Source organism: Thermodesulfobacterium sp. TA1 (assembly GCF_008630935.1).
Lineage (GTDB): Bacteria > Desulfobacterota > Thermodesulfobacteria > Thermodesulfobacteriales > Thermodesulfobacteriaceae > Thermodesulfobacterium.
The window spans coordinates 1,281,780-1,307,860 of the sequence record NZ_CP043908.1; the positions used below are offsets into that span (position 1 = coordinate 1,281,780).

26 protein-coding genes are annotated in these 26,081 nt (G+C 39.1%); 14 read left to right on the top strand and 12 right to left on the bottom strand.

Translation table 11 applies throughout. The features are described from left to right. Position 1: 1 nt before the first annotated feature. Genes fabF through F1847_RS06565 form a run of 4 tightly spaced genes read right to left on the bottom strand, consistent with a single transcriptional unit; the run spans position 2 to position 3,726 of the window. Entirely contained in the window at positions 2-1,243 is a 1,242-nt protein-coding gene (fabF, locus tag F1847_RS06550; RefSeq protein WP_150072275.1) for a beta-ketoacyl-ACP synthase II, read from the bottom strand. Positions 1,244-1,261: 18 nt separating this feature from the next. Further along, complete coding sequence (gene acpP / locus F1847_RS06555) at positions 1,262-1,498, bottom strand: acyl carrier protein (protein WP_150072276.1); 237 nt, start codon at positions 1,496-1,498, stop codon at positions 1,262-1,264. 27 nt (positions 1,499-1,525) lie between these two features. After that, a complete protein-coding gene (locus tag F1847_RS06560) occupies positions 1,526-2,629 on the bottom strand; it encodes an LptF/LptG family permease (protein ID WP_150072277.1) in 1,104 nt (367 codons plus the stop codon). Then, positions 2,626-3,726, bottom strand: coding sequence for an LptF/LptG family permease (locus tag F1847_RS06565; protein ID WP_150072278.1), 1,101 nt, complete (start codon positions 3,724-3,726; stop codon positions 2,626-2,628). The genes F1847_RS06560 and F1847_RS06565 overlap by 4 nt, the downstream gene beginning before the upstream one ends. A 135-nt stretch (positions 3,727-3,861) precedes the next feature. Here F1847_RS06565 and F1847_RS06570 point away from each other — a divergent pair, with 135 nt between their 5' ends. After that, a complete protein-coding gene (locus F1847_RS06570; RefSeq protein WP_150072279.1) occupies positions 3,862-4,449 on the top strand; it encodes a DJ-1/PfpI family protein in 588 nt (195 codons plus the stop codon). Between the two features lie 42 nt (positions 4,450-4,491). On the opposite strand, the gene F1847_RS06575 is transcribed toward F1847_RS06570, so the two are convergent. The 5 genes from F1847_RS06575 to F1847_RS06595 form a co-directional block, all read right to left on the bottom strand. Further along, the gene (locus F1847_RS06575; protein WP_150072280.1) at positions 4,492-5,970 is read right to left on the bottom strand and encodes an ammonia-forming cytochrome c nitrite reductase subunit c552; all 1,479 of its coding nucleotides are present in this window, start codon (positions 5,968-5,970) and stop codon (positions 4,492-4,494) included. Positions 5,971-5,986: 16 nt separating this feature from the next. Then, positions 5,987-6,439, bottom strand: a complete 453-nt coding sequence (nrfH, locus tag F1847_RS06580; RefSeq protein ID WP_150072281.1) for a cytochrome c nitrite reductase small subunit — start codon at positions 6,437-6,439, stop codon at positions 5,987-5,989. An 81-nt stretch (positions 6,440-6,520) separates the two neighbouring features. Then, positions 6,521-7,417: a site-specific tyrosine recombinase/integron integrase gene (gene xerA, locus F1847_RS06585; protein WP_150072282.1), complete on the bottom strand. Its 897-nt coding sequence runs from the start codon at positions 7,415-7,417 to the stop codon at positions 6,521-6,523. After that, positions 7,414-8,859 (bottom strand): ATP-binding protein, encoded by a 1,446-nt coding sequence (locus tag F1847_RS06590; protein ID WP_150072283.1) that lies wholly within the window; start codon positions 8,857-8,859, stop codon positions 7,414-7,416. The genes xerA and F1847_RS06590 overlap by 4 nt, the downstream gene beginning before the upstream one ends. Positions 8,860-8,897: 38 nt before the next feature. After that, on the bottom strand, positions 8,898-10,136 hold the full coding sequence (locus F1847_RS06595) for an MFS transporter (RefSeq protein ID WP_150072284.1): 1,239 nt from the start codon (positions 10,134-10,136) through the stop codon (positions 8,898-8,900). Positions 10,137-10,408: 272 nt separating this feature from the next. Here F1847_RS06595 and F1847_RS06600 point away from each other — a divergent pair, with 272 nt between their 5' ends. The 3 genes from F1847_RS06600 to ppcA are packed head-to-tail and all read left to right on the top strand — an operon-like array spanning position 10,409 to position 12,439. Beyond that, on the top strand, positions 10,409-10,645 hold the full coding sequence (locus F1847_RS06600; protein ID WP_150072285.1) for a cold-shock protein: 237 nt from the start codon (positions 10,409-10,411) through the stop codon (positions 10,643-10,645). 55 nt (positions 10,646-10,700) lie between these two features. After that, positions 10,701-10,931 carry a DUF4911 domain-containing protein gene (locus tag F1847_RS06605; RefSeq protein ID WP_150072286.1) on the top strand — a complete coding sequence of 77 codons (231 nt, stop codon included), beginning with the start codon at positions 10,701-10,703 and terminating at the stop codon, positions 10,929-10,931. A gap of 26 nt (positions 10,932-10,957) precedes the next feature. After that, entirely contained in the window at positions 10,958-12,439 is a 1,482-nt protein-coding gene (gene ppcA / locus F1847_RS06610; RefSeq protein ID WP_150072287.1) for a phosphoenolpyruvate carboxylase, read from the top strand. A 6-nt stretch (positions 12,440-12,445) separates the two neighbouring features. Here the strand turns inward: ppcA and aroC are convergent, their stop codons facing one another. Continuing rightward, entirely contained in the window at positions 12,446-13,540 is a 1,095-nt protein-coding gene (gene aroC, locus F1847_RS06615; protein WP_150072288.1) for a chorismate synthase, read from the bottom strand. Positions 13,541-13,613: 73 nt separating this feature from the next. Here aroC and ispD point away from each other — a divergent pair, with 73 nt between their 5' ends. The 10 genes from ispD (at position 13,614) to F1847_RS06665 (ending at position 24,124) form a co-directional block, all read left to right on the top strand. Then, positions 13,614-14,306, top strand: a complete 693-nt coding sequence (gene ispD, locus F1847_RS06620; RefSeq protein WP_150072289.1) for a 2-C-methyl-D-erythritol 4-phosphate cytidylyltransferase — start codon at positions 13,614-13,616, stop codon at positions 14,304-14,306. 31 nt (positions 14,307-14,337) lie between these two features. Then, entirely contained in the window at positions 14,338-15,015 is a 678-nt protein-coding gene (locus F1847_RS06625; protein ID WP_150072290.1) for a hypothetical protein, read from the top strand. Between the two features lie 33 nt (positions 15,016-15,048). Continuing rightward, positions 15,049-16,989 carry an aconitate hydratase gene (locus tag F1847_RS06630; RefSeq protein ID WP_150072291.1) on the top strand — a complete coding sequence of 647 codons (1,941 nt, stop codon included), beginning with the start codon at positions 15,049-15,051 and terminating at the stop codon, positions 16,987-16,989. After that, positions 16,944-17,948: a lytic murein transglycosylase gene (locus F1847_RS06635; protein ID WP_150072292.1), complete on the top strand. Its 1,005-nt coding sequence runs from the start codon at positions 16,944-16,946 to the stop codon at positions 17,946-17,948. The genes F1847_RS06630 and F1847_RS06635 overlap by 46 nt, the downstream gene beginning before the upstream one ends. Further along, the gene (locus tag F1847_RS06640; RefSeq protein WP_150072293.1) at positions 17,929-19,101 is read left to right on the top strand and encodes a Xaa-Pro peptidase family protein; all 1,173 of its coding nucleotides are present in this window, start codon (positions 17,929-17,931) and stop codon (positions 19,099-19,101) included. Before F1847_RS06635 ends, F1847_RS06640 begins: the two co-directional genes overlap by 20 nt. 5 nt (positions 19,102-19,106) lie before the next feature. Next, positions 19,107-20,780 (top strand): CTP synthase, encoded by a 1,674-nt coding sequence (locus tag F1847_RS06645; protein WP_150072294.1) that lies wholly within the window; start codon positions 19,107-19,109, stop codon positions 20,778-20,780. Positions 20,781-20,783: 3 nt separating this feature from the next. Next, the gene (locus F1847_RS06650; RefSeq protein ID WP_150072295.1) at positions 20,784-21,629 is read left to right on the top strand and encodes a PHP domain-containing protein; all 846 of its coding nucleotides are present in this window, start codon (positions 20,784-20,786) and stop codon (positions 21,627-21,629) included. 51 nt (positions 21,630-21,680) lie between these two features. After that, a complete protein-coding gene (gene nadA, locus F1847_RS06655; RefSeq protein WP_150072296.1) occupies positions 21,681-22,595 on the top strand; it encodes a quinolinate synthase NadA in 915 nt (304 codons plus the stop codon). Positions 22,596-22,611: 16 nt separating this feature from the next. Further along, positions 22,612-23,727: a nitronate monooxygenase family protein gene (locus tag F1847_RS06660; protein ID WP_150072297.1), complete on the top strand. Its 1,116-nt coding sequence runs from the start codon at positions 22,612-22,614 to the stop codon at positions 23,725-23,727. A 178-nt stretch (positions 23,728-23,905) separates the two neighbouring features. Next, positions 23,906-24,124, top strand: a complete 219-nt coding sequence (locus F1847_RS06665; protein ID WP_150072298.1) for a hypothetical protein — start codon at positions 23,906-23,908, stop codon at positions 24,122-24,124. Between the two features lie 62 nt (positions 24,125-24,186). Here F1847_RS06665 and F1847_RS06670 read toward each other — a convergent pair whose 3' ends face one another. Continuing rightward, on the bottom strand, positions 24,187-24,666 hold the full coding sequence (locus F1847_RS06670; protein ID WP_150072299.1) for a DciA family protein: 480 nt from the start codon (positions 24,664-24,666) through the stop codon (positions 24,187-24,189). 24 nt (positions 24,667-24,690) lie between these two features. Continuing rightward, on the bottom strand, positions 24,691-26,061 hold the full coding sequence (locus tag F1847_RS06675; RefSeq protein ID WP_150072300.1) for a phosphomannomutase/phosphoglucomutase: 1,371 nt from the start codon (positions 26,059-26,061) through the stop codon (positions 24,691-24,693). Between the last annotated feature and the right edge of the window lie 20 nt (positions 26,062-26,081).

The window sequence follows — 26,081 nt, forward strand, 5'->3', positions numbered from 1 at the left end:
ATTATTTGCCCTCCCATTTTTTAAACACCAACGTAGCGTTGGTGCCTCCAAAACCAAAGGCGTTTGACATGGCTATCTTGATGTCTACCTTTCTTGCCTGATTGGGCACATAATCGAGGTCGCATTCTGGGTCTGGGGTCTCTAAATTTATCGTAGGAGGTACCACACCATCATAGATGGCCATAACTGTTAAAACCGCTTCAAGCCCACCAGCACCACCAAGAAGATGTCCGGTCATAGACTTGGTAGAAGACACCATCAACTTATACGCATGCTCCCCAAAAACTGTCTTAATGGCTTTAGTCTCTGCCACATCGTTAAGAGGGGTGCTTGTGCCATGGGCGTTGATATAATCAACCTCTTGAGGAGAAATCCCTGCATCTTTTAACGCAAGTTCCATACACCTTGCCGCTCCTTCTCCGTCTGGAGCAGGTGCGGTCATATGATAGGCATCTGCATTAAAACCGTAGCCTATCAACTCTGCATATATTTTAGCCCCTCTTTTTAAGGCATGTTCAAGTTCTTCAAGAATCAAAATGCCACATCCTTCTGCTATCACAAACCCGTCTCTTTTCTCATCAAAAGGACGAGAAGCCTTTTCAGGTTCGTCGTTTCTGGTAGAAAGCGCCTTTATAACCGAAAAACCGGCTATGGTTAAAGGTGTTATCATACTTTCTGTTCCACCGCAGATCATGATGTTTGCAAGTCCTTCTCTTATCAATCGATAGGCCTCTCCTATAGCATGATTACCTGCCGCACAAGCCGTGCATACCGCAAGATTGGGACCTTTGGCCCCAAAGTTGATGGCTATCTGCCCTGCTGCCATGTTGGGAATAATCATCGGAATAAAAAAAGGACTTACCCTCTTATAACCTTTTTCATCAAAAATCTTAGTATAATATTCAACCTGTCCTACACCACCCATCCCAACCCCAACCACTGAGCCAACTTCAGGACCCAAGTCCTGCAAAGGAAGGCCTGCGTCTTCCAAAGCCATCTTAGCTGAAGCTAAGGCATACTGAATAAAAGTATCTATACGAGATATCAACTTTGAAGACATAAACTCTTCTGGTTTAAAATTCTTGACCTCTCCTGCTATCTGGCTTGGAAGGGAAGAAGGGTCAAACTTAGTAATCCTTCCGATACCAGATTTGCCTGCCTTGATGTTTTTCCAGGTTTCTTCAACCCCTATGCCAAGAGGATTAACCGTCCCCAGACCAGTAACCACTACTCGTCTTTTCACGACAAAACCTCTATCCCCTTAGTTTCCTACTTTAGACTTTACATAGTCTATAACATCTTGGACGGTTCTTAATTTTTCTGCGTCTTCGTCAGGCACTTCCATCCCAAAGGCTTCTTCCATAGCCATAACCAACTCTACTAAGTCTAAAGAATCAGCACCAAGGTCTTCAATAAAAGACGCCTCTGGCTTGACCTGATCCTTAGAAAGATTAAGTTTTTGAGCGATGATGTCGATAACCTTTTCTTCTACAGACATAAAAACCCCCTATTACCAAGATTTTCTCTAATTTTTACCAGATTTTTTAAAAAAAACAAGATAACCTTGCCAAAAATACCAGATTATCATCCCTATCCCCCAGGCTGCAAGTGCAGGGATACCAACCATAAAACCTTTTCTTAAAAGGGTTTGAAAAAACAAAAAATACATCAAGTTTACAAAAAAAATTCCTACACTAAAAAGAGCACCTTTTTTCCAATCGTTAGGCACATAAAACCTTAAAAAAACAAAAACCGGTAAAATAGCAAGTAAAAAAGGTAGCAAAAGATAAAGCCCCTTAAGAAACAACTCAGAGATAACCTCTTCAAAAGGACTGTTGACTTTAGCTAAAAACCTTGCTCTTTCTATCAATTCAGGAATAGAAAGAAAATAGATCGGCTTTTTTACTATAGTTAAGGTATCAGGCTCAAAAGAAAACCGGTAAGAAACCTTAGATAAAAACTCTGGGGCAAAGTCTTTTTCCCTTTTTTGTCGCACAACCTCCTTAAGCTCCCAGGTTCCTTTAACATAATGCCCACTTTCTGCCCACACCACCTCAGAAACCTTTCTATCCTTATCATACACCACCACCGTAATCTCTCCTAAGTATTCCCCTTTTTGCTCAAGAGGCTTAGCTACCAAATAACAGTCTTCTCCTGCCAAAAAAATCTGGTCTCCAAAAACTACTTGTTGTTTCTTTTTTCCTACAATCTTGTATTCCCAGGTATAAAGAGATTTAAACGTAGCCGTAGGAAGGACCAAATTAAGGACCACCCCACCTAAAACCCCAAAAAACAAAAGAGCCTTCCCTATTTCACAAAGTAATACCCCTTTAGCTAATCCTAAAGAAAGAAAACCAAGCAGTTCGTTAGTCTTCGCCCAAAAAAACAAGGTCAATACCCCAGAAAGCCCTAATACAAACGGGAAAATCTCGTAAAAATTAATCCAATTTTTCCAAAAAATATAGGTTAGAAATAGATAAAAAGACTTACCGAACTTTAAAAAATCTCCTAATTTCTCAAAAAAATCTATCACCAGATAAAACCCAACAAAAACAAACGATAGAACCAACGAAACCTTTAAAAACTCCTGCCAAATATAGATTTGATAAATTTTAGGCTTAAGTCTCATAGATAAATTCTATAATGTCTCTTTTTAAACAAAAACCAAGTCTCTATCAGCAATAAAACACCCACGGAAACATAAAAAAGCCCAAAATTTAACGGAGGATAAACCTTTCCGTTTTCCGCTAAAGATTGACAAAACTGATACCCTACATAAAATACCACATAAAGGGCAACAGCCGTAAGAAATAAAAAAATCCGGTTATGCGATTTTATAAAAAGTGCGGTTAAAAAACCTTGAAAAACCACCAGAAATACGCTTAACGGATAAAAAACTCTATCCCAGTACTCGGTAAGATACCTAAACCATTGTCCACGATTTGTTTTAACCTCCTTTAGCTTGTCCTTAAGTTCTACAAAACTAAGCTCTCCTCTACCAAATTCAAGGGCTTGAGAAACCCCCTTTATAACCAAAGCAAACTGATACTCCCCAAACTTTAAAACCTCAACGCTTTTGTCCTTAGACAAGGAAAAACCTTCTCCTTGATATAGGGTAAATATCCCCTCCTTAGGGTATAACCTTCCCTTTTCTGCCAAAAAAACCTGTTTTTTCTCAAGACCCTTTTCCAACAAAACAACCCTTTCAAACTCCTGAACATCTTTCTCTTTTTTAGTCTTTTCTACATAGATGACGTAACTTTCTCCTATAGGAACCGCTTTTTTTTCTGTCAAAGGCTCTTCAAACTGCCTTTTGGTAAGCTCAAACTTCATAATTTTTTGTAGTTTTTTAACATAAGGGACCATATAAAAATAGGATAAAAAAAGCAATAAAAAAACAAAACAAATAAAAAAAAGAAGTGGCTTTAAAAAATCTTTAACCCTAAAACCAAGACTAAAAAATCCCAAGAGTTCTCGTTCTTCCTTAAACCTATGAACGGCAAACATCACCCCCAAAAAAGCTGCAAGAGGCAGAGTAAAAGAAATTAATTGAAGAAAAAGGAGCCCAAAATATAGAAAAACCTCTTTTAAAGACGGGTTAAGTTCAAAAAGTTTTTGAAGACCAAAAATCCCTTTAACCAGGGTGATAATAAAACTAAAGAGCAAAAAAAATAAAGTTGTATAAAAAAGATATTCCTTTACCTGATAACGAAAAAAAGTCTTCATCTTTTATATTTTATAACCTTTTTGCGATTTTTAAAATAGGAAATGGGTTTAAAGTTAGAAGGTGTTTATACAAAGACCTTGAAAAAGTTTTTTCTAAATTTATTTTTGTTTAAAAATCCCTTAGGAGGTCAGACCATGGGTGTAAAAAAAATTCTTATGTTGGTTGGAGATTTTGTAGAGGATTATGAAGCCATGGTGCCTTTCCAAATGCTTCAGATGGTAGGACATCAGGTAGACGCTGTTTGTCCTGGGAAAAAACCAGGAGATGTGGTAAAAACAGCTGTCCATGATTTTGAGGGTGACCAAACATACGTAGAAAGAAGAGGGCACAACTTTAGGATAACCTCTGACTTTGATCAGATAAACCCCGAAGATTATGATGGTCTGGTCATCCCTGGAGGAAGGGCTCCTGAATACTTAAGGTTAAACGAAAAGGTTATTCAGATAGTTAAACATTTTGCCGAAAAAAATAAACCCATCGCGGCTATATGCCATGGACCACAACTTCTTACCGCTGCCGACGTAATAAGAGGGAAGAAACTTACCGCTTATCCAGCGGTCAAAGCTGAGATAATACTGGCAGGTGGTATCTGGTGCGAAGTAAACGAAACGTTTACTAACGTTTGTGTAGATGGGAATATAGTAACCGCTCCTGCTTGGACAGCCCATCCCTGGTGGATGGCTAAATTTCTCGAACTCTTAGGAACAAAGATAGAACCTTAAACCATATAATAACAGGAGGGGGCTCCCCCTCCTGTCTCAAACTTAAAGCATCCCTTCAAAAAGTTGCTGAATCCCAAAGGGGTCTTTAAACTCTTGTTCTGGCTTAAAATTAAGCTTTTTCTCTCCTCTGTTGTTTAGGTATTTATTAAGTTCAAGGTCTATCTTGGTAGGCACTTCTATCCCTGCTTTTGCAAGGGCGGTTCGCAAAAGAGCCTCAGATTTAGAAGCAAAAGCTAAAGCGTCTGTTAAAATCCTCATAGACTCGGTAGGATTGTGAAAACCAACCGAGTTTTCTGCCCCTAAAAAAATTACCCTATATATAGCCTCAAGATAAAGGTCCTTAGCTTTATTGTAAAGGGTCTGGTCTATGGTTTTACCTTGTGATTGGGCTAAATGGACCTTTTCAAACAGTTTGGCTACTACCGCGGTTTGATATCCAGCCCTTAGATAAGCAGAAATGGTTCTGTCTTGAATGGCTATAACCTGCTGTTTTAACCATTCAGCACTTTGTGGATGGCACTGTTTACAAGACCTCATGTTATCTTTAAGAGGACTCATTACCCTATGCTCACTTACCTTATAGCTTCCCTCTCTTTTATATGGCATATGGCAATCAGCACAAGAAACCCCTGCGTTCCAGTGGACTGAATTTCTTGAATAAAGTTCAAACTCAGGATGTCTGATAAAAGCTAATTTAAAACCTGTAACCGCCTGCTTCCATTCTGCATAAGCTGGATTACTTTTTAAAACCTTGATTATGTTTTCTATGCTAATATCTCCCCATTTACTTCCTTGCCAAGGGAAAAAGATTCCTGTAGGTTTCATGTCTTGGTCTCTTGGGACAACATAGGTAACATGGCATTGGGCACAAACTAAACTTCTCATCTGCTGATGGGTTAAACCTTTTTCTTCTACCCCGATATCTTTTAAAGCCTTACCTAAAGTAAAAGACCTTCTTATATGAAGGTCCATCGTTTTAGGTTCATGACAATCTATACAAACTACCCCAAGATTTCTGTGCTTTTCTGGTATCCAACCTAAGGCTTCTTTAAAAGGTGTATGATAATATTTAGGACCATATTGTTTTTCAAGGTCAGTAGCATAAGGAGTCTTACAGGTTAAACAAACCCCTCCGGGTTTAGTCCTTGATGGGTCGATTTCTTGAAGATCTATCATCATATAATAATGACCTCTCGGCTCATTGTACTCTATACCAAACCCCCATCCGTTATAAAGCACACCTAAAAACGGAAATTCAGAAAGTTTATCGTAGACCACCTTATCTGTGTCCCACCCCTTTTTATATTTACTTAACCCTACAGGGGTGGGTTCAGACTGTCTTTTCCACATTTCATAGTGCAGGGGGAAGGCCTTTCCCCAAACCTCTGGGTCTATCTCATTTTCAGCTATTTTAAAAGCCTCCTGACGAAAGGCTTTGGTTTTTTCAGGAGGTTTACACCCGACTATCAAAGATACTAAACTTAAAACGGCTACCCCGACCCATAAAGACTTTACTTTCATCCTTGCCTCCCCTCTTTTATTTTTCTAAAGTTTCTAAACTTGCACTGGTTTTGTGTCTTACTTTAACGTGACACTCCCAACAATATCTATCCTTCACATTTATCATGGAAACCATGTCTTGATGACACCTTATACAGTTTTCTTGGACAATTTTTTTACCATGAGAAGAAATGGTTATTTCTTCTGGCACTAAATTAAAATGAAACTTTACCAAATCCTTGGTTCCATCAACCCCTTTCCAAAAATAATGCCTAATTTTGTTATCCTGAGGAAGATGACAGTCTACACAGTTAAGTTGATTGTGTATTCCAGCTTTTCTTAAAGAAACATACTGGTCTTCCATTACATGACAACTTGCACAATAAGTGTTTTTACTAGTATAGGCCACCAGTTTAGGCATACCTAAAAATAAAACTAACAACAAAATCCCACCCAAAATCAAAGACATTCCCAAAAACCTAACTTTCATAAAACCTCCCAAGGAGATTTCCACTTACAAAAATTTTATAATAAACTCCACCCTAAATTCCTTGATCTAAATCAAGAAAAATTAGTCTTTTTTAGCACGAGGATGGGCCTTAAGATAAACCCTAAGTAGATGTTCGTAGTTAACCTTGGTGTAGATTTCTGTAGTAAGAAGGGAGGCATGTCCTAAAAGTTCTTGGATGGTCCTTAGGTCAGCCCCTGCGTTTAAAAGATGAGTAGCAAAAGAATGTCTTAAGGTATGAGGATGGAGATACTCCATACCATAGGTTTTTCCCAAATTTTTAAGTAGATATCTAACCCCACGGTCGGTCAGTCTGTCGCCTTTAGCATTTATAAGAACAAATTCATGGTTTTTACCTAAGCCTAAAAGCACCCTTTCCCTTACCTTTAGATAAACCTCTAAAAGATGTTTGGCCTTTTCCCCAAAGGGAACTATCCTTTCCTTGTTTCCTTTTCCTAACACCCTTAAAAACTTAAGCTCAAGGTTTAGGTTCTTAATCGTTAGGCTGGTAAGTTCTCCTACCCTTAAACCGCAACCATACCCAAGTTCTAAAATTACCTTGTTTCTAAGGGTTAAAAATTTTTCTCCTTTTAACCCGTCTATTAGACGGTTTATCTCCTCTTCTGTGGGAACGCGGGGAATTTTTTTTGACACCCGAGGGGTGGACAGATAAAGAGCCAAGTTTTTAGTTATTACTCCTTTTTGATAAAGGAACTTAAAAAAACTTCTTAAAGAGCTTACCTTTCTTGCAAGAGTTGCAGGTTCTTTTTTTAGGTTTTTAAGGGTTGCTAAATAGGTTCTTAGATGAAAGGGTTGTAAATCCTTAGGATTTTCTATGTTTAAATGCTTGCAGTGGTTTAAAAATCCTTCTAAATCTTTTTTATAGGCCTTTATGGTCTGTAAGGAATAGTTTTTAGCAACTGTTAGATGTCTTAAAAACTCTTCTAACCATAGGTTCATAACATTATTTCTTTAAGTTTAGACAACAACTCTTCTGCAGTAAAAGGCTTTAACAGCAGATTAAAATTAGGCAGTTCTGCCAGGTTTAATAAATCCCCCGTCAAAAACAACACCTTTAGTTCAGGAAACCTCTGTTTTAAAATCTGATAAACCTCAAAACCTTTTATCCCTGGCATATAATAGTCAGTGATAAGAAGGTCAGGCGAATAGACCTCATCAAGCTTTTGTTCTAATTCTTCGTAGTTGGGAAAGGCCCAGACTTGATGTCCTTCTCTCTCTAATATCTCTTGTAAACTTGCCCTTACTTCAGGTTCATCCTCTAAAAGGATAATCCTAAGTCTTTTTGTCTCTACCTTTTTAGATGGAGTTAAAAGGTTTGCACTTAAAACCGGAACAAAAACTTTAAAGGTAGTCCCTAAGTTTACCTTGCTTTCTACCTCTATTTTTCCACCTAAACTAACGATATGATTTTTTACCAAAAAAAGACCTAAACCACTGCTTTCTTTTTTAGTGGTAAAAAACGGCTGAAAAATCTTTTCTAAGTTTTCTTCAGGTATTCCACAACCGGTGTCCCTGATCTTGATAACTAAGTATCTTTTGTCTATGGTTTTTAAGGAAAGACTTATTTCTATCGTTCCTTCGTCTTTAATAGCCTCTTTAGCATTACTGATAAAGTTTAAAAAAATATATCTCCAAAAGGTTTCTTCCCCAGGGACAAAAACTTTAGATAAGCAGCCTAAGGATAGTTGAACCTGAATTTTAGGACCGGCGATTATCTGAAAAATATCTAAGTTGTTTTTCAAAAAAGAAACCATTTCTACTTGAGAAGAAACTATATCTTTTATTCCTTTGGTATAGTCTATAAGAAGCCTGTTAAGGTCAATCCACGACTTTAAAGTTTTTTCGGCTAAAAATTTATACCTCTTTACTTCTTCTGGTTTATCTATATTTTCTTCAATGCTTTTTAGATATTTCAAGGTGTTTTGAAGGATGTTATTAAAATCATGCACCAAGCTTCTTAAAAACTCGGTAAAGCTTTGGTTTTTGTAAAGATTTTCTACTTTTTCTTTTATTTCTACCAACTCTTCTGTATCTTTGCCTATCATCAAAACGATACTTTCCTCTTGGTCTAAGTCCAGCTTATAGAAATGAGCCTCCAAGTTAATAATCTTACCTTGTTGGTTTAAAAACTTAACCATCGTTTTAAACTTATGTTTTTTTAACAAGTTAGTCTTAAGCTCGGATAACAGTTCAGGTGAAGAAAACAACAAGAAACTTATCCCTTTACCTAAAACCTCTTCCTTAGGATAACCAAGCTTTTCTTCTGCTACCTTGTTTAGGTAGACGACCTTATCTTGAGAAAGTGCAAGCACATAAAGACCTAAATCTTGTACACATTCCACAATATTTATTCTTTCTAAAATCTTATCAACCTCTAACATAACAACCTCTTTTTGTAGCTTTTGATCTAAAAATTAATCTATTTTCTTAATTTAGCAATGTTAATAAGTAAAAAATTACCTAAAACCAAAAAGACCATATAACTGCATACTAACCAACCCAGCCCTATCTTTTCTGTCAAAATCCCTGCTAAAAAACTACCTAAGGGATGGACCCCTAAAAAAGAAAAAGTAAAAAAGCTAACCACCCTACCTCTTATCTCTGAAGGGGTATTTTCCTGAATATAAGAGTTAGCTATCGGATAAAAGTTGGTAAAGGCAAAACCTAACATTAGACAGCAAAAAAGGGTTAACCACCAAACTTTAGACCACACCACCCCTAAGGCACCTAAGGCAAACACACAGGTTGAAACCCAAAGTTTATTAAGTTTATCTTTTACCTTTCCCAAAATGACATAGAAAGAACCCAGGATGGCTCCTATACCCACCATAGAAGAAAGATGTCCGAACTCTTTTCCTCCTCCCCCAAAAATTTTATCTACGATTACCGGAAAAAGGATGATGATAGAAGCCCCAAAAAAAGTAAAACTAAAGACAGTGCCTAAGACCGCAGGGATGTTTGGGTTTTGTCTAAAAAAGAAAAAAACCTCTTTAAACTCCCCAATCAGTCCTCTTCCTTCTATCGGTTCTCTTGGGTAAGTTTCTTCATATTTAATAAAAAACAAAAGAAAAACTAAAAAGGGTAAGTAAGACAAGGCATTCAAGTAGAAACATTGATAAAGCTTTCCGTAAGAAATGATAAGTCCGGCTAAAAGTGGACCTATCATACGTGCCGTGTTAAATGAAAGGGCTTGAAAAGAGATAGCTTTGGTAAGATAATTGGTAGGAACTATTTCACTGATAAAAACCTGCCTTAAAGGTGTATCAACCGCCGAAAGACTTACCGCTATCATGTTAATCGCCACTACTAACCAAAAGGTTAATCTTCCCTCCTGAGCCACAAACCCTAACAGAAAAGAAGGCAAAATACCTAAAAAAATAACCAAAGTTAAAAGTTTTCTGCGGTTAAACCGGTCTATGATTAAACCTGCTAAAAGACTAAAAAGGAAAATAGGTAAAGAGTTAAACAAACTAAAGATACCTAAATAAAACGAAGAACGAGTAAGCTCATAGACCAGCCAAATGATAGCCGTATTATAAGCCCATGACCCAGTAAAAGAAATAAAATGACCTAAGATAAAATACCTAAAATTTTTTATTCTAATCGGATTTTCCGAAAGGTCTAAAAAATTAAACAAAGACTTAAACCGAAGTTCCATTTATTTTATTTTAATCTTTTGGAAAAAATTAGCAATCTTATCCTTACCAAAAACCTTTAGCAACCTCCAAAAGTAAAACAAAATACCTTTTATACTTGTGATTTTTTGTGATAGCAGCAGCAGCAAAGTGCTTTCATCCATTTTTCTTTTAAATTTAGCAATTTTTAAGTATTTTTAAAAATTTTTAAAATTTTAAAATTTACCCCTTTACAAATGAATTTTTTGAGGTTAAGTTTCTTTCATAAGAAAAACTTAAAGGAGGTTTAAGTAACATGTTTAGAGGTAAGGTTAAGTGGTTTGATGAGAAGAAGGGTTATGGTTTCATTTCCAAGGATGATGGCGGAGATGTATTTGTTCACTACTCTGCCATCGACATGTCCGGGTTTAAAACCCTTAAAGAAGGTCAGATCGTTGAGTTTGAAGTAGTGCAAGGTCCAAAAGGCGAACAGGCTTCAAAAGTAAAGGTCATTAACGGAGGAAATCCAGGAAGATCACCTAAAAGCGAATAAACCATAAGTTTAGTTTTAAACCACTAAAAGGGAGGTCCCCCCTCCCTTTTTAAACATGCGTAGTGCGTATTTTCTTTTTAAAATCAATCCTTGTAAAATTGCCTTTTTCAAGTTTATCCTTGAAGGATATGACCATTTAGCAAGTCTTACCATCTTAGATGCAAAAGCCGGGTTGGTTAAAATTTATTTTCACCCTAAAAATCTGGTCTTTATTCAGGACCTTTTTGAGGTTCTTAAAGAGGACCTTAGTCTTGAAATATTAGAAACCTCTGTTAGTCTTGTTTAACTAAACTCCTTTAGAACGGGGGTTTTATGAAAATTCCAAGGGTTATGTCTACCCAACATCCTGACAATGTTTCCATGCCTTTTTTTGCAGAACATCCTGACATGTCAGGTGAAGACGAAATCCAAGAGGCTTACTACGCCTTTTCTCACTTAGGTTGTGATGAACAGATGTGGGACAGTGAAGGAAAAGAGGTAGACGACTTTGTCGTAAAAAAACTCTACAGTAAATACCCAACCTTTTTTAAGAAACACCTATTAGGAAGAGACTGCTTTATCACCCTGAGGGTTCCCAATCCAACCGTAGAAAAAGACGAAGCTAAAATCTTGGTTGAGGCCTTAGAAAGCATCCCTCGATCTATGGATGCAGCTCGGGTGTTTTTAAAAGACCATCCCCCTCCTATTTTTGAAGTCATCCTTCCGATGACCACCTCTGCCAAAGAGCTTAATCGGATTTATTATTACTATAAAAATTTTATTGCAGGACTGCAACATCATCCTATCTATCCAGGAGACATTACCATAGCCGAATGGGTAGGAGAGTTTTTACCGGAAACCATCAACGTTATCCCCCTTTTTGAAAACATAGAATCCTTTTTCGGGGTCGACCAAATTTTAGAAGAATACTTAAAAGATAAAAATTTTAATTATCTTAGGGTATTTTTAGCCCGTTCTGACCCAGCTTTAAACTATGGACTGGTAAGTGCGGTGTTAGGGGTAAAGGTAGCCTTAAAAAAGCTGGAAAAACTTTCTCTTAACCGCGAGGTAGAAATTTATCCTATCTTAGGGGTAGGAACTCCTGTTTTTAGAGGTAATTTTTCTCCTTATACCGTTGAGAAGGTACTTTCTGAATATTCTTCGGTAGAGACCTTTACCGTTCAGTCTGCCTTTAAGTACGACTTTCCGGTAGAAGATGTCATCGCAGCGGTTAAGAAAGTAAAGACCTTTATAAGGCATCCTATCCCAGAAATAGATGTAGCTTTTTGTGAAAGGCTCATCCAAAAGATTTCAGAAGAGTATAGGGCTACCATAGCACCTCTTGCCCCTGCAATAAACGAGATAGCTAAATATGTACCTAAACGGAGGATGAGAAAGCTTCACATAGGACTTTTTGGTTATTCCAGAAGTCTGCATGGGATAGTCCTTCCCAGGGTTATAAGCTTTTGTGCTGCCTGCTACTCTATAGGCCTTCCTCCTGAAATTTTTGGTTTAAGTGCTTTAACCAAAGAGGAATTACAGGAGCTTAAAAATTATTATCAAAACTTAGAATTCGACCTGTCTAAGGCCCTACAATACTTTAACCCTAAATGTTTAGACCTTATGCCTGAAGACGTAAAAACTAAACTCATAAAAACATTAAACCTGCTAAACACTTTAAGCCTTAACTACGACTCTAACGAAGAGCATAAAGAGGTAACCTCTGCCATGTTAAAAAACTTAAAAGCTGGGCTTTCTTCTCAAACCACCAACCTGATAATAGAAGCTGGTTATTTACGAAAATTTTTAGGTTAAAACTGACTACTCAAAAAACTTAGGGAAAGGCAATCTTTGTTGAAAAGCAAGATAGGCAAGCTGTCTTAAAAGATGGTCGGCAAGGACTATTCTTACCATAGCCTCTACTACAGGCACAATCCTTGGTATAGCAGAAACATCATGTCTTCCTTCTATGATAAGGTCTACCTCTTCCTTTTGAAGGTTGATCGTTTTTTGAGGTTTTCTTATACTGGGTATAGGCTTGACAGCTACCCTAAAGATAATATCCTGTCCAGAGGAAATCCCCCCTAAAATCCCTCCTGCATCGTTTTTTAAAAAACCTTGGGAAGAAATGGGGTCGTTATTTTCTGAGCCTTTAAGTCCTGCAGCCTTAAAGCCTGCCCCAACCTCTACCCCCTTTACCGCACCTATACTCATCAATCCCTTAGCCAAATCTGCCTCAAGTTTGTCAAACACAGGTTCTCCAAGACCTGAAGGCACTCCCTTGGCTAAAACCTCTACCACCCCTCCTAAGGAATCCCCCTCTTTAAGCGCCTCTTCTATCTTTTCACACATCTTAACATAAGCCTCTTCATCAGGACAATAAAGATGGTTTTGGTATACCACAGAAAGGTCTCTTTTTTCAGCCACTACCCCACCTAAGGCTATCGTATAAGCTATCACAGAAATTCCATATTCTTCAAGCATCCTTTTAGCTATCGCTCCAGCAGCCACTCGCGCTACCGTTTCTCTCCCACTACTTCTTCCTCCTCCTCGGTAATCTCTAAAGCCTCCATATTTCATATGGTAGGTAAAATCTGCATGCCCTGGTCTAAAAACCTCCCTTAGGTTTTGATAGGCTGAGGACTTAACGTCGGCGTTATAGACTATCAGGGCTATAGGGGTGCCTGTAGTATATCCCTCAAAAACCCCAGATAGTATCTCTACCCGGTCTTTTTCTTTTCTTGGGGTTTGTCCGATAAACTCTTTCGACCGTCTTTTGTCTAACTCTTGTTGGATGTATTCCTCTGTAAGGGTTAAACCTGGTGGACAACCCTCTACGATCGCCCCTAAAGCCCTTCCGTGAGATTCCCCAAAAGTGGTCACCCTAAAAAAAACTCCAAAACTATTACCTGCCATCTTTTTCCCCTTTATTTTCTCTTTTTGTCTATTATAATTCTAACCCTAAAAAGAAAAAAACTAAAGAAGGCTTATGATAATTGCAGTCATACCTGCTGCAGGTAAAGGAGAAAGGCTTGGAGAGGCCTTACCTAAACAGTTTTTAGACATAAAAGAGGTACCCCTTTTAATCAGGACCCTTTTAACCTTTGAAAAGTGTTCCCATGTAGATGGAATAATCATAGCTACCCATCAGGCTTACTTAGACCATACTAAAAAGTTGATACAAAAATTTAACTTAAAAAAAGTTTTAAACGTTGTAGAAGGAGGAGAAACGAGACAAAAATCTGTATATAAGGCGGTTAAAGTTGCTCCTTTAGAAACTAAGGTTTTTCTTGTGCATGATGCCGTAAGGCCCTTTGTCTCTGAATCTCTTATTTACGAAGTAATAAAAGCTACTCTTTCTTATGGTGCAGCCGTTCCTGCTATTCCTGTAAGAGACACCCTAAACTTGGTAGAAAACCGGTTGGTAAAAACCAACATCCCCAGAAAAAACCTTTTTCACATCCAAACCCCTCAAGGGATAAAGGCAGAACTTCTGTTAAACTGTTTAGAAAGGGCTTTAACCGAAGGGTTGGATTTTTCAGATGAAAGCTCCCTTCTAAACCATTTTGGCTATCCTGTCTATGTAGTAGAAGGGTCTTGGCTAAACCTTAAGATTACGTTTAAGGAAGACTTAATCCTTGCAGAAAAGTTAATCGATTGTAAAATAGAAACATTACGTTAAAAAAATCTCTATATAAGGCTGGTTTTTTCCGATGAAGTTTAATTGGATAGGAAGTTTACCAGAGGAACCGAAAGAGTTTTTATTAACGGTAAAAAATCAGTTTAAACTGCCTTTAGAAGAAGCTTTTAAACTTTTTTATCTTACCTTAAGGGTGAAGGCTTCGAGCGATAGTCCTATCTATAAGTTCTTAGAGCGCACCCCTACAGGTATAAAGTTTGATGAAATCGGAAAAAGAGAGTTTTTACTTACCCTTTCTGGGTATACCCTAAGAGAGCTGATTTCTCAACACATAGACCTAAAATTGGTTAAAAATCTTTATCTGTTCCTCTCAAAAGAAATTCCTTCTGAATTTTTGAAAGACGTTTTGCCTAAACATTCTATCCTTGTTTCTCAAGACGTGTTGTTAGAAATTTTAACCACAAAAGAAAAAGCCTATCTTCCTGCTTTTTTAAAGGCTAAACACATCCTGTTTACCGTAAAAATAGAAGGTGCCTGTGAAGACCTACTCAAAATCACTCCTTTTCTTCCCAACTTTTTCTTTATTTTAGACCACCCTTCTACAGGCCTTTCTCTTTATACCTCCTTCTCTATTTCTGAATTTTTCCTTTTCTCATTAAAGATAGAAAGGTTTAAATCTATAAAAGACGAGGTAGAAAAAATCTTAGAAAGGCTTAAAGCCCTTTTTCCTGAATGTTTTGGAGAAATTTAAAAAACTTTTAGTAAAATCTCTTAGGAGGACAAGATGGGAAAAACATTGGCTTACAAAATCTTAGAAAACCATCTGGTATCTGGGCGTCTAATCCCAGGGGAAGAAATCGCTATTAAGATAGACCAAACCCTTACCCAAGACGCAACCGGTACGATGGCTTATCTTGAGTTTGAAGCCATAGGGATAGACCGGGTTAAAACCGAGCTTTCTGTTTCTTATGTAGACCACAACATTTTACAGAGCGATTTTAAAAACGCAGACGACCATAGGTTTCTACAAAGCATCGCCAAACGTTATGGTATCTGGTTTTCTAAGCCAGGAAACGGAATTTGTCATCAGGTCCACCTAGAACGTTTTACTAAGCCAGGTAAAACTTTGTTAGGCTCTGACAGCCATACCCCTACCGCAGGCGGATGCGGAATGATAGCGATAGGTGCCGGTGGTCTTGATGTAGCCATGGCTATGGCAGGGAAACCTTTTTATCTTAGAACCCCAAAAATCGTAGGGGTGTATTTAGAAGGAAAACTTCAGCCCTGGGTAACCGCAAGAGACATCGCCCTTTATCTCCTTTCTAAACTTACGGTTAAAGGAGGCTTAGGCAAGATTTTAGAATATTTTGGCCCTGGCATAAAACAGTTAACCGTTCCCGAAAGAGCTACCATCTGTAATTTAGGAACTGAAATGGGGGCAACTACCAGCATTTTTCCTTCAGATGAGGTCACCCTTAAATGGCTGATAGCCCAAGGAAGAGAACAAGACTTTGTAGAGCTTTTACCTGATGAAGACGCCCAATACGATGAGATTATCGAAGTTGACCTTTCTAAATTAGAACCTCTTTGTGCCTGTCCTTCCTCTCCAGACAACGTAAAAAGAGTAGCCGACGAAGCAGGGAAACCGGTTGCTCAAGTAATCATCGGTTCTTGCGCCAACTCCTCACTAAAAGATCTACTCGTGGTAGCTAAGGTACTTGAAAAGCACAGGGTCCATCCTGACGTAAGTTTTGAGGTAAATCCTGGGTCCCTTCAGGTGCTTGAAAACTTGGTGGTGCTTTCTGGGTTAAAATCCTTGTTAGAAGGAGGAGCGAGGCTTCATCAAAGTGGATGTTTAGGCTGTATTGGAATGGGACAGGCCCCTCCGACCAACTCTATCTCCCTCAGAACCTTTACCAGAAACTTCCCAGGACGCTCAGGCACAAACCCTGATTTTGTTTATTTGGTCTCTCCTGAAACTGCGGTAGCTTCTGCCATCAAAGGAGTTATCACCGACCCTCGAGAATTAGGGGAATATCCAGAGGTAACCCTTCCTGAAAAATTCCTTATCAACGATACCTTATTGATACCTCCGCTACCAGAAGAAGAGGCTAAAAAGGTAGAAATCATAAGAGGACCAAACATAGCTCCTCTCCCGCCTTTTGACCCTCTTCCTGAAACCTTAGAAGGGGTTTTTGTGTTAAAGGTTGGAGACAACATTACTACCGACCACATCATGCCTGCCGGGGCTCAAATTCTGCCCTTGAGAAGCAACCTTCCTGCGATAAGTCAGTTTGTCTATAAAAACGTAGACCCAGAGTTTGCTAAGCAAGCCTTGGAATTAAAAGAAAAGGGAAAGGCTGTGGGGATCGTCGGAGGAGAAAACTACGGTCAAGGGTCCTCAAGAGAGCATGCAGCTTTAGCCCCAAGATATTTAGGAGTAAGAGTAAAGATAGCTAAAAGCTTTGCCAGGATCCACAGAAGCAACCTGATTAATTTTGGTATCCTTCCTTTAGTGTTTGAAAATCCAGCAGATTACGAAAAAATCTCCCAAGGGGATGTTTTTATCATAGAAAACATTAGAAACCTAATAGAAAAAGGAGAAAAAAGGATTAAAATAGTCATTAAAGGTAAAGGTGAGGTTTGGGCATTGGCCGAGCTTACAGAAAGGGAGAGAGAATGCATTTTAAAGGGCTCTTTACTCAATTTAGCCAAAGAAGGGTAGTCTGGACCTTTTCTTTGCTTATCTTAGGTTTGGTTTTAGGACTTTTAGCTACCCTTTTTCATCCTGCCATAAAACCTGTGAAGGTTTTAGCTAATGACCCTTTGCTTAAACCCTATGTAGAGGACCTTAAAAATAGGGTTAAAAACGACCTGAAAGGTAAGGTGCCTGAAGACTATATAGAAGAGGTTTTTTCCTCTCCTGAGCTTGCCTACTTGCCTAACCTGATGATCAAAAGACTTACTTGGAAAGAAACCAAACTTCCCTATCATCAATTCTTAGAAAACCAGAGGATTGAACGAGCAAGAAATTTTCTCCAAGAAAACCTTACCTTTTTAGAAGAGCTTGAAAAAATCTTTGGGGTTGACAAAGAGGTTATCGTAGGTATTTTTTTGGTTGAAACCAACCTAGGTCAAAACACCGGTAAGTTTCCTGTTTTTAACGTTTTCTTTAGCCTTACCCTTTCAGGAAACAAAGACCTGCTTAAAAATTTTGTGTATGACGAAAACCTTTCTCTTGACGACGAAAGAAATTCAAACATCATCGCCAAAAGAAGCAACTGGGCCTACAACGAACTTTTATACTTTCTTACCATATGTTATCAAAACAAATGGGACCCCTTTTCTATAAGAGGGTCTATTTTCGGAGCCTTTGGATATCCTCAGTTTGTTCCCAAAAGCTATGTAATCTATGGGTATGATTGGGATGGAGACGGCAAGGTAGACCTTTTTAAAATGGAAGATGCCTTAGCCAGTATAGCCAACTATCTTAAAAAAGAAGGATACAACCTTAACGGAACTCTTGAACAGAAAAAATCGGTCATCATGAAATATAACATTAGCGAACCATATGCTAACACCGTTTTGGCTATTGCCGAAAAGTTAAAAAAAACAGACCAAGAAGTTTCCAGTCAAACAGAACAAAAGGAACAAGAAAACAAAGATGAACCTAAAAATCGATGAAGTAAAGGACCGCCTTCAAAGACTTCAAGCTTTACTTGCTAAAAACCAGATTGACTTAGCCCTAATCTCCAACCCCATAAACCTCTTTTATTTTACCGGAACGTTGGTTAAAGGTTTTTTGTTGGTAAGTCTTAAGGAAGTTAAACTCTTAGTCAACCGGCCTTGGGAAAGGGCTAAAAAAGAGGCCTTGGTCCCTTGCGAACCATTAAAAACCTTAAAAGACCTTCCTCTACACATAACCGCTTTCTGTCTTAAAGGGAAAATAGGCATAGAAAAAGAGAAAATAAGCTTAAGAGATTTTCTAAGGTATCAAGAGTTACTTGGGGGATATACGTTTGTCGGTATAGACAGGTTTATTTTAGAAGTAAGGGCGGTGAAAAGTGCTTATGAGATAGAGTGTATCAAAAAGGCAGGCAAAATGCTTGATAAAGCCTTAAAAAGAGCTCTGCCTCAACTTAAACCAGGCATGAAAGAAATAGATGCCAGTGCTATCTTAGAAAAAGAGTTGAGGCTTTTAGGTCATCCTGGACTAACCAGGTCTTTAAATGGGTTTGAGCTTACCTATGGATATCTTATCTCTGGTAAAGAGGGGCTTGAGGCTACCCATTATTACACCGGAGAAGGAGGTAAGGGGGTTGAAGGTTTTCCAGGAGGTGCAACCTTAAAAAAACGTCTCAAACAAGATGAACCTATTTTGTTAGACTTTAGCGGTTATCATCAAGGATACTACATAGACCAAACCAGGATGGTTAGTTTTAAAAAACTTCCCTATGCCCAAGAAGTCTTTCAGGCAAGTCTTTTTATCCTAAACGAATTAAAGTTTTTTATCAAACCAGGGCTTAACGGGGAAGAGGTTTTTGCTAAAGCCAAGGAGTTGGCTGAAAAAACAGGGTTAGGCCATTATTTTATGAACTCTGACGGAGACCTTGGGTTTGTAGGTCATGGAGTTGGGCTACAGATAGATGAACCACCTGTTTTAGGAAAAAAACAAAAAATGGTTTTACAAGAAAACATGGTAATAGCCTTAGAACCTAAGTTTCATTTCCCTGGGCTTGGGGTTATAGGGGTAGAAGAAACCTTTTTAGTTACCAAAGAGGGGTTGCAAAGTTTAACCACTACCTCAACCAAATGGAAAATATTAAAAGGGGTGTAGAAACTATGAGAAAACCCAGAAACAGAATAAACGTGCATACCAAGTTTATCTTTATTACAGGAGGGGTGCTTTCTTCTTTGGGAAAGGGTCTTGCTGCTGCTGCCATAGGTGCCTTGCTTGAAGCCCGAGGGTTAAGGGTTACCTTTCAGAAACTTGACCCTTACATCAACGTAGACCCTGGCACGATGAACCCTTTTCAGCACGGAGAGGTTTACGTTACTGAAGACGGTTCAGAAACAGACCTTGACCTTGGGCATTACGAGAGGTTTACCCAGGCTCAGATGGGAAGTAAAAACAACTACACCTCAGGTAAAATCTACTATTCGGTCATCACCAAAGAAAGAAAAGGGGCCTACTTAGGTGGCACGGTTCAAATCATCCCTCATGTAACCGATGAAATCAAACAGGCTATCCTAAGTTTGGCTGAAGACAACGTAGACGTAGCGATAATAGAAATAGGTGGAACAGTAGGAGACATCGAAAGCCTTCCCTTTCTTGAGGCTATAAGACAGTTAGGTTATGAACTTGGAAGAGACAACGCCCTTTTTATACATCTCACCTATGTGCCTTACATAAAAACCGCAGGAGAGTTAAAAACCAAACCTACCCAGCATAGCGTAAAAGAGCTTAGGGCCATAGGAATCCAGCCTGACATCCTTCTTTGTAGGACCGACCGGTTTTTACCTCCTGACATCAAAAAAAAGATAGCCCTTTTTTGTAATGTAGAAGACGATGCGGTAATCACCGCCAAAGACGTAGACTGCATCTATGAAATACCTTTGGTATTTCATCAAGAAGGCCTTGATAAAAAAATCGTAGAATATCTTAACATGTGGACCAGAGAACCAGACCTTTCTCTTTGGGAAAACATAGTAAACATCTACAAAAATCCAGAAGATGAGGTAACCATAGCGATAATTGGTAAATACGTAAATCTTAAGGATTCTTATAAATCCCTTAACGAAGCCTTAGTGCATGGAGGATTGGGTAATAGTTTAAAGGTAAACCTAAAGTTTGTAAACTCTGACGAGCTTACCGAAGAAAACGTGGACTCATTCCTTAGAGATGTTGATGGTATCCTTGTGCCAGGGGGCTTTGGAGTAAGGGGAATTGAAGGCAAACTTTTAGCCATAAAATATGCTCGAGAAAAGGGGGTTCCCTTTTTTGGAATTTGCTTAGGAATGCAGCTTTCGGTCATAGATTTTGCGAGAAACGTGTTAGGATGGAAAGAGGCTAACTCTACAGAGTTTGACCCCCAAACCCCTTATCCAGTGATCTATCTGATGAAAGAATGGTACAACTACCGCACAGGTAAGGTTGAGATAAGAGAGGAAGGGTGTGATTTGGGTGGGACGATGCGTCTTGGGGCTTATCCTTGTAAGCTCTTAAAAGGTTCTAAAGCCTGGGAGGCCTATCAACAAGAATTGGTCTTTGAAAGACATAGACATCGTTATGAGTTTAACAACCAGTATCGAGAGGCTTTAGAAAAAGCAGGCTTAAAGATAACAGGAACCTCTCCAGACGAACAATTGGTAGAGATAGTAGAAATAGCCGACCATCCATGGTTTGTAGGTGTACAGTTCCATCCTGAGTTTAAGTCTAAACCTATAGCCCCTCATCCTCTTTTTACGTCTTTTATCAAAGCTTCTTATGAATACAAGAAAAAAGAAAGGAGGTAGACCTTGGTTGACCTTCATACTCACTCTACCGCCTCTGACGGAACTTTATCCCCTAAGGAATTGGTATTGCTGGCTAAAAAAGAGGGATTACAAGCCTTAGCCCTTACAGACCACGACACTACCCAAGGACTGAAAGAAGCTTATCTTACCGCTAAAGAGGTAGACCTTCCCTTTATCTGCGGAGTAGAAATAAGCGTTAAGATTGAAGGACCAGGGAATTTTCATCTGTTAGGTTATTTTTTAGACCCTGAAGTGCCTGAAATACAAGCCACCTTAGAGGTTTTACAGCAAGCCCGAGAACAGCGCAACCAAAAGATGATAGAAAAACTCCAACAAGCAGGGATAGACATAACCTTAGAAGAATTAAAAACTATAAACCAAGGAGAATTAGGACGGCTTCACATCGCCAAACTTTTGATTAAAAAAGGGATAGTCCAAACCTTTGAAGAGGCCTTTCAAAAATACCTTAAAAAAGGGGCTTTAGCCTATGTCCCTAAGTCCTTACTTTCTCCTGAAGAAGCCATAACTAAAATCAAACAGGCCAGAGGTATCCCGGTTTTAGCCCATCCTTTTAGCCTCAACCTCTCCTATGCAGACCTCTATAACTATCTTAAATTTTTAAAAGATTTAGGTTTGATGGGAATTGAGGCTTACTATACCGAACATACCAAAGAGTTTACCCAGTTTTTGTTAGAAACCGCCCAGAAACTTGACCTTATCGTTACCGGAGGAAGCGACTTTCATGGAGCCAACAAACCTGACATTAAGCTGGGAAAAGGACGAAACAACCTTAATGTGCCTTTTTCCTGCTACGAAAACCTAAAAAACCTGCTTGAAAAACAACGATAAAACTATATATTTCTACTAAAAAATCTATGTTTAAACCCTTAGGAGGGGTGGATGGAAAAACAAAAGCTCATAGAACGCATCTTGGAGTTAAAACAAAAGAGAAAAGCTATCATCTTGGCCCATAACTATCAACCTCCTGAGATACAAGACATAGCAGACTTAAGGGGAGATTCTTTAGAGCTTAGCCTTAAAGCCAGTAAAACCGATGCCGAGGTTATCGTTTTTTGTGGGGTTTATTTTATGGCAGAGACCGCTAAGATAGTCTCCCCCCAAAAAAAGGTCCTTCTTCCTGTAGGAAGTGCCTGTTGTGAGATGGCAGACATGATAACCCCTCAAGACGTAATCAGGTTAAAAGAAACATATCCAGACGCACCGGTTGTCACCTATGTAAACTCTACCGCAGAGGTAAAGGCTTTAAGTGATGTATGTTGCACCTCAGCCAACGCCGTAAAAGTAGTAGGTACCTTTCCCCAAAAACAAATCATCATGCTTCCTGACATGAACTTAGCCCAATACACCCAGAGGTTTTATCCAGATAAAGAAATCGTCTACTTTGAAGGCTTTTGCCCTTTTCATCATCTTCTCACCCCTGAAGAGGTTTTAAAGGCAAAAAAAGCCCATCCTGAGGCTTTGTTTATCGCCCACCCAGAATGTAGGCCAGAGGTAATAGACTTAGCAGACAGGGTAGCCTCAACCAGCGGAATGCTTAGGTTAGCAAGAGAACTTCCCAACCAAGAATTTATCATCGGAACCGAGGTAGGCTTACTTTATCCCTTGTCTAAACAAAACCCTGAAAAAAGGTTTTATCACCCTGCCCCAGAAAAAATGGTTTGTCCTTCGATGAAAAAAATCACGTTGGAAAACCTTTTAGCCTCGCTTGAAAACCTTGAGTTTGAGGTGGTAGTGGACGAAGAGATAAGGGTCAAGGCTTACAACGCCGTAAAAAGGATGTTAGAAATAGTCTAAAAAGGAGAAACTTAAGATGGCTTTACCTAAACTTACCATAGGAAAGATTACGTTAGATGTGCCTATAATCCAAGGAGGAATGGGGGTAGGTATCTCTTGGGAAAACTTAGCAGGTGCTGTGGCTAAAGAAGGGGCGATGGGGGTGGTCTCTGCAGTAGGAACAGGCTACAGGTTTCCAGAGCTTGTCAAAACAGATAAATTTGGAAGACCTATAGGTCCTGAAAATACCCATAGCAAAGAAGCCCTAACCAGGATTATCAAAAAGGCAAAAGAGATCTCCCAAGGAAGAGGTGCTATAGGGGTAAACATCCTTTGTGCGATTACAGACTATGGAAGGATGGTAAGAGACGCCGTTGAAGCAGGGGCTGATGCCATCATCTCTGGGGCAGGACTTCCGCTCAAACTTCCAGAATACGTAAAAGGCAAAGACATAGCCTTAATCCCTATCATATCCTCTGCCAGGGCTTTAAAACTTATTTGTCAGACCTGGGAAAAACGCTATCAAAGACTACCTGACGCGGTGGTTTTAGAAGGACCTCTTTCAGGAGGCCATCAGGGATTTCATAAAGAAGACTGTTTTAAAAAGGGCTTTCAGTTAGAAAGCCTTTTGCCAGAGGTGTTAGAAGAGGCTAAAAACTGGGGAGACCTTAAGGTTATCGTAGCCGGTGGGGTGTGGAGCTATCAGGACATCAAAAGGTATATAGAAATGGGGGCAGCAGGAGTACAGATAGCCACCAGGTTTATCTGCACCTACGAATGCGACGCCCCTCAGATCTATAAAGAAGTCTTACTTAAGGCTAAACCAGAAGACATAATCTTGATAACCTCTCCTGTAGGCTATCCTTTAAGGGTGGTAAAAACCCCTTTTATAGAAAAATTCTTAGCAGGATATAAAGATTTTAAAGGATGCGTGTCTAACTGTTTAACCCCTTGCAAAAAAGGGGAAAAGGCCTCCCAAGTAGGCTTTTGTATAGCTGAAAAGCTTAGCGCCGCTTGGCTGGGCAACTACGAAGAAGGCATCTTTATAAGCGGAGCCAACGGTTATCGTTTGAAAAAACAAGGGATTATCAGCGTAAAAGACTTGATAGCCATCCTTACCGGAGAAAAGGAAGACCCTACCTTACAAGACTAACCCTTATGTAATTTTTGCAAAAAAAAACTTGTGCAATTTTTGCATAAGCACCCCCTTTTTCTTAAACCCTTTCTCTAATTTCCTTGCTTAAACCCAAAAGTTAAGCTTTTTAATTTTAGGCATGTTTCTTGCTTTTAATTTTCCCAAACAAAAAAACTCTTAAGGAGGGAGGTAGGTTATGAAAAAGGTATTAGGTTTAGTTGCTGCTTTAGCTCTTTTAGTATCTCCTGTTTTTGCAGCTGAGCAGGCTGCTCCTGCAGCTGAAAAGGCTGCTGCCCCTGCAGCTGAGAAAAAAGCTGAAAAGAAAGAAGTAAAGAAAGCTAAAAAGGCTAAAAAAGCCGCCAAAAAAGAAGAAAAGAAAGAAGCTGCTCCTGCAGCCGCTCCTGAAAATAAGTAAAATTTCTTAAACCTTAAACCCCCTGGGGTAAAACCCAGGGGTATTTGTAAAACTTGCAAACTTTATTCAGCTGAGTTTTGTATTTTTACTTCAAAATGTCTCTTTAATAAACCTTTAAAAAGCTTAGCAAGTTCAGGGTCTCCTATATTCTTTAAAATATTTTCTAAGCTTTTAAGCTGTTTATCCAAAATGTCTTTTTTGTATTTGTTTATAGACTTGGTTTTTCTGGATAATCCTTCTAAAAGTTTAGGGTTTATAACCAGTTTGAGGTCAAGAAACATAGGTTTATACTCTTCAGGAACATTTTTTTCCAGCTCTTGCAAAAGGTCTTTGCTTTTTAGCTGAAGGATTTGAAGACGATAATAGTCTGGAACCTCTACTATCAAGGTTCCTTCTTCATATCTTACTGGATTTGAGCATAAAACCAGCTCTTGGTCTAAGATTTTGGTCCATAAAGATTTAACCAGTTTTAAAGCCCAGATAGCCTTTTTAGTCTTAGGAGGAATGGGAAGAAGGTTTATGAGGTGCTCAAAATTTTCCATAACCGCCTCGGTTTATGGTAATTTTTATGGTTTTGTCTCCTTTAAAACCTCGTCTAAAGCTTGATTAACCTTTTGCTTTAGGCCTTCGAGGAATTCTTCGGTTTCAGCTTCAAACCTTAAAACCAGCACTGGTTGAGTGTTAGAGGCTCTAACCAAAGCCCATCCCTGAGGAAATTCAATCCTTGCTCCATCTATATCTATTACGTTTAATCCTTCCTGCTTAAACTTAGCCACCAGCCTTTCAACTACCTTAAACTTAACCTCATCAGGGCATTCAACCCTTATTTCTGGGGTAGCATACATAGAAGGCAATTCTTTGAGAACCTCAGAAAGGGGTTGGTCTATCTGAGAAAGGATTTCAGCCAGCCTAAGCGAGGCATAAACCCCGTCGTCAAACCCAAACCATTTGTCTGCAAAAAACATGTGTCCGCTCATCTCTCCTGCCAGAAGAGCCTTTTCTTCTTTCATCTTGCTCTTTATCAAGGAATGGCCTGTTTTCCACATGATAGGAAGGCCTCCCAGTTTTTTTATCCCTTCAAAAAAGGTCCGAGAACACTTAACCTCAGCGATAACCTTAGCCCCTGGGTGTTTTTTCAGTAAAAACTTGGCAAAAACATAAAGCAGTCTATCCCCCCAGATGATCTCACCCTTTTCGTCTATTACCCCTAACCTGTCTCCGTCTCCGTCATAACCAAACCCTGCCTCATACCCTTCAGACACCACCTTTTCTTTTAACCATTTAAGGTTTTCTGGAACCACAGGGTCTGGAAAATGATGAGGAAAATTTCCGTCTATTTCGCAAAAAAGGCACTCAACCTCGCAGTTTAGACGTTTAAAAATCTCTGGGGCGGTTAAGGCACACACCCCGTTTCCAGGGTCAAGACAAACCTTAACCGGTCTTGCAAGGTCTATGTTAGCACAAACATAGTCTATGTAATCAGGAAGGACCTCTATAGTTTCTACCTTTCCTGTCCCTTTTTCATAATCTTCCTTTTCTACCAATTCTTTTAAAGCCTGGATTTGTTTTCCAAAAAGGGTATCTTTACCTAAGCAGATTTTAAGCCCGTTAAACTCTGGGGGGTTGTGGGAACCGGTAACCTGTATTCCTCCGTCTACCTCTGGCAAACGGAAAAGGGAAAAATACATAACCGGTGTAGGGGTAAGCCCTATGTTTAACACCTCTACCCCTGTGGACAAAATACCCTCTATCAAAGCCTCCTGAAGGACAGGAGAAGAAAGCCTACCGTCTCTTCCAGAAACCACTCTTTTTCCTCCATTACGTCTAACCATCGTCCCATAGGCTCTGCCGATTTCCCTTACCACCTCTTCGGTAAAATCCTGCCCTACCTTACCTCTAATATCATACTCTCGAAAAATATAAGGACTTGCCTTCATGTCTCAGCCTCCTTGCAGTT

Bases quoted from the DNA above. Each gene is read 5' to 3' on its own strand.
- F1847_RS06605 (WP_150072286.1), top strand. From the start codon at position 10,701: ATGCGTAGTGCGTATTTTCTTTTTAAAATCAATCCTTGTAAAATTGCC.
- xerA (WP_150072282.1), bottom strand. From the start codon at position 7,417: ATGAACCTATGGTTAGAAGAGTTTTTAAGACATCTAACAGTTGCTAAA.
- ppcA (WP_150072287.1), top strand. From the start codon at position 10,958: ATGAAAATTCCAAGGGTTATGTCTACCCAACATCCTGACAATGTTTCC.
- F1847_RS06570 (WP_150072279.1), top strand. From the start codon at position 3,862: ATGGGTGTAAAAAAAATTCTTATGTTGGTTGGAGATTTTGTAGAGGAT.
- acpP (WP_150072276.1), bottom strand. From the start codon at position 1,498: ATGTCTGTAGAAGAAAAGGTTATCGACATCATCGCTCAAAAACTTAAT.
- F1847_RS06590 (WP_150072283.1), bottom strand. From the start codon at position 8,859: ATGTTAGAGGTTGATAAGATTTTAGAAAGAATAAATATTGTGGAATGT.
- nrfH (WP_150072281.1), bottom strand. From the start codon at position 6,439: ATGAAAGTTAGGTTTTTGGGAATGTCTTTGATTTTGGGTGGGATTTTG.
- F1847_RS06575 (WP_150072280.1), bottom strand. From the start codon at position 5,970: ATGAAAGTAAAGTCTTTATGGGTCGGGGTAGCCGTTTTAAGTTTAGTA.
- F1847_RS06675 (WP_150072300.1), bottom strand. From the start codon at position 26,061: ATGAAGGCAAGTCCTTATATTTTTCGAGAGTATGATATTAGAGGTAAG.
- F1847_RS06595 (WP_150072284.1), bottom strand. From the start codon at position 10,136: ATGGAACTTCGGTTTAAGTCTTTGTTTAATTTTTTAGACCTTTCGGAA.
- F1847_RS06630 (WP_150072291.1), top strand. From the start codon at position 15,049: ATGGGAAAAACATTGGCTTACAAAATCTTAGAAAACCATCTGGTATCT.
- F1847_RS06640 (WP_150072293.1), top strand. From the start codon at position 17,929: ATGAACCTAAAAATCGATGAAGTAAAGGACCGCCTTCAAAGACTTCAA.
- F1847_RS06565 (WP_150072278.1), bottom strand. From the start codon at position 3,726: ATGAAGACTTTTTTTCGTTATCAGGTAAAGGAATATCTTTTTTATACA.
- ispD (WP_150072289.1), top strand. From the start codon at position 13,614: ATGATAATTGCAGTCATACCTGCTGCAGGTAAAGGAGAAAGGCTTGGA.
- F1847_RS06635 (WP_150072292.1), top strand. From the start codon at position 16,944: ATGCATTTTAAAGGGCTCTTTACTCAATTTAGCCAAAGAAGGGTAGTC.
- F1847_RS06600 (WP_150072285.1), top strand. From the start codon at position 10,409: ATGTTTAGAGGTAAGGTTAAGTGGTTTGATGAGAAGAAGGGTTATGGT.
- F1847_RS06670 (WP_150072299.1), bottom strand. From the start codon at position 24,666: ATGGAAAATTTTGAGCACCTCATAAACCTTCTTCCCATTCCTCCTAAG.
- F1847_RS06645 (WP_150072294.1), top strand. From the start codon at position 19,107: ATGAGAAAACCCAGAAACAGAATAAACGTGCATACCAAGTTTATCTTT.
- nadA (WP_150072296.1), top strand. From the start codon at position 21,681: ATGGAAAAACAAAAGCTCATAGAACGCATCTTGGAGTTAAAACAAAAG.
- F1847_RS06560 (WP_150072277.1), bottom strand. From the start codon at position 2,629: ATGAGACTTAAGCCTAAAATTTATCAAATCTATATTTGGCAGGAGTTT.
- aroC (WP_150072288.1), bottom strand. From the start codon at position 13,540: ATGGCAGGTAATAGTTTTGGAGTTTTTTTTAGGGTGACCACTTTTGGG.
- F1847_RS06625 (WP_150072290.1), top strand. From the start codon at position 14,338: ATGAAGTTTAATTGGATAGGAAGTTTACCAGAGGAACCGAAAGAGTTT.
- F1847_RS06665 (WP_150072298.1), top strand. From the start codon at position 23,906: ATGAAAAAGGTATTAGGTTTAGTTGCTGCTTTAGCTCTTTTAGTATCT.
- F1847_RS06660 (WP_150072297.1), top strand. From the start codon at position 22,612: ATGGCTTTACCTAAACTTACCATAGGAAAGATTACGTTAGATGTGCCT.